3 protein-coding genes are annotated in these 2,318 nt (G+C 70.5%); all 3 read left to right on the top strand.

Annotated features, from left to right (window positions below):
• The coding region (locus tag ACKVMH_RS06095; RefSeq protein WP_412699635.1) for a poly-beta-1,6-N-acetyl-D-glucosamine N-deacetylase PgaB at positions 1-663 on the top strand (663 nt) is incomplete at its 5' end.
• A 2-nt stretch (positions 664-665) separates the two neighbouring features.
• Positions 666-1,907, top strand: coding sequence for a poly-beta-1,6-N-acetyl-D-glucosamine synthase (gene pgaC / locus ACKVMH_RS06100; protein ID WP_215219995.1), 1,242 nt, complete (start codon positions 666-668; stop codon positions 1,905-1,907).
• A 10-nt stretch (positions 1,908-1,917) separates the two neighbouring features.
• A partial coding sequence (pgaD, locus tag ACKVMH_RS06105) for a poly-beta-1,6-N-acetyl-D-glucosamine biosynthesis protein PgaD (RefSeq protein ID WP_412699636.1) occupies positions 1,918-2,318 on the top strand: 401 nt, incomplete at its 3' end.

The following is a 2,318-nucleotide window of genomic DNA, read 5'->3' on the forward strand; positions in this document are numbered from 1 at the left end:
CCGGAGCCGGGCGAGGTGTTCCGCCTCGACCCGACCGACCCGGAAGCGCGCGCGCTCATCACCGACCTCTACGAGGACCTGGCGATTGCCGCGCCCGTCGCAGGCCTGCATTTCCACGACGACGCACTGCTGCGCGAACGCGAGCTTCCATCGCTGTTCCCCGGCAACCCCGCCGCGCGCACCGCCTACCTGATCGAGTTCACCCACGAGCTGCACCGCGCCGCCGAGCGCTGGCGTCCCAGGCTGGCGACCTCGCGCAACCTGTTCGCGCGGCCGGTGCTGGAGCCCGCCAGCGAGGCGTGGTTCGCCCAGGGCCTGCCGGCCTTCCTGCAGGCCTACGACTACACCGTGGTGATGGCCATGCCGTGGATGGAGCACAGCGACGCCCCCGCCGCGTGGCTGGACCGCCTGGCCGACGCCGTCGCCGCCGTCCCCGGCGCGTTCGGGCGGACCGTGTTCCAGCTGCAGACAGTGGACTGGCGTGGCGGCGATGGCGCCGGCCGGATCCCCAACAGCGACCTGCCGGCGACCAGCCGCAGGCTGCAGGCCGCGGGCGTGCGGCACCTCGCCTACTACCCCGACGACTTCGTCGCCGACCACCCCGCGCGGGACGACGCGCGCGAGGCCTTCTCCGCACGCCGTTTCCCGTACCCGGAGCTGTGACCATGGGCATCGACAAGCTGCTCGCCTTCGCCTTCTGGTACCCCGTACTGATGTCGTTCCTGTGGCTGGCCGGGGGCGTGTACTACTACCTGCGCCGCGAGCGCGGCAAGCCGCGACGCGACCAGCCACCGGCATTCGCCGACGCGCCACTGGTGTCGATCCTGGTGCCCTGCCACAACGAAGCCGACAACATCGAGGAGACGATCGCCGCGCTGCTGGCGCAGCGGTACCCGCGCTTCGAGATCGTCGCGATCAACGACGGCAGCCAGGACGACACCGGCGCCCTGCTCGATGCCCTGGCCGCGCGCCATCCGCAGGTCCGGGCGATCCACCTGGACCGCAACCTGGGCAAGGCCAATGCGCTGCGCATGGGCACCCTGGCCGCGCGCGCCGAGTACCTGGTGTGCATCGACGGCGACGCACTGCTCGACGAGTACGCCTGCCACTGGCTGGTCTGGCACCTGTGCAGCGGCCCGCGGGTCGGCGCGGTCACCGGCAACCCGCGCATCCGCAACCGATCCACCCTGCTGGGCAAGCTCCAGGTCGGCGAGTTCTCCTCGATCATCGGGATGATCAAGCGCGCCCAGCGCGGCTACGGCCGGCTGTTCACGATCTCCGGGGTGGTATCGGCCTTCCGCAAGACCGCGCTGCACCACGTCGGCTACTGGGCCGACGACATGGTGACCGAGGACATCGACATCAGCTGGCGCCTGCAGATGGAGCACTGGGACATCCGCTACGAGCCCAATGCGCTGGCCTGGATCCTGATGCCCGAGACGCTGCGCGGCCTGTGGCGCCAGCGCCTGCGCTGGGCACGCGGCGGTGCCGAGGTGCTGCTGCGGCATGGGGCAGGGCTCTTCACCTGGCGCCGGCGACGGATGTGGGGCGTGCTTGCCGAGTACCTGCTCAGCGTGCTGTGGGCGATGACGATGCTGTGGATCATCGTCACGTGGGTGGTGGGCATGTTCACCCCGATGCCGCCGCACTGGGAGCTGGGGGGATTGATGCCAGGCTGGCACGGCGTGGTGCTGGCACTGGTCTGCCTGCTGCAATTCGCCGTCAGCCTGCTGATCGACCGCCGCTACGAGCCGCGGATCGGCCGCTACTACTACTGGATGATCTGGTACCCCGCCGCGTACTGGCTGCTGAGCCTGATGACGACGCTGGCGGCGGTTCCCCTGACCCTCTTCAAGCGTCGCGGGCAACTCGCGGTGTGGACCAGTCCCGACCGTGGCTACCGATAAGGCACTCACCATGAGCCGACAGACGACACCCGGGCCAGCCATCATCCACGCGCCAAGCGCGCAGGCGCCCGGCAGCCGCACGCTCTACGGCCTCGCGACGCTGGTGGTGTGGGCGGTGTATGCGTGGCTGTGGCTGCCGCTGGCGACCCTGCTGCTGTGGGTGGTCGGTGTGCGGCTGGGCTTCATGGAGCTGTACCTGGCACAGCAGAAGATCGACCCGATGCTGCTGGTCTGGCTGCCGGCGCTGTTGCTGGCCTGCGCTTGCGTGCTGATCGGCTGGGCCGAGTACAACCGCTGGCGGTTTGCGGGCCGCGACCGCCGCAACGGGCGCGGCGACGTGACCCGCGACGAGGTGGCCACGGCGATGCATGCGCCCCCCGAGCTGGCCGCGGCGTTGGCAGCGGCGGGCAG

The sequence above is a fragment of the Lysobacter zhanggongensis genome (assembly GCF_046638635.1).
In the GTDB taxonomy this organism is placed as follows: Bacteria; Pseudomonadota; Gammaproteobacteria; order Xanthomonadales; family Xanthomonadaceae; genus Novilysobacter; species Novilysobacter luteus.

What these genes read in the sequence shown, in the direction of transcription:
- pgaC (WP_215219995.1), top strand. Translation starts at nt 666, where the DNA reads ATGGGCATCGACAAGCTGCTCGCCTTCGCCTTCTGGTACCCCGTACTG.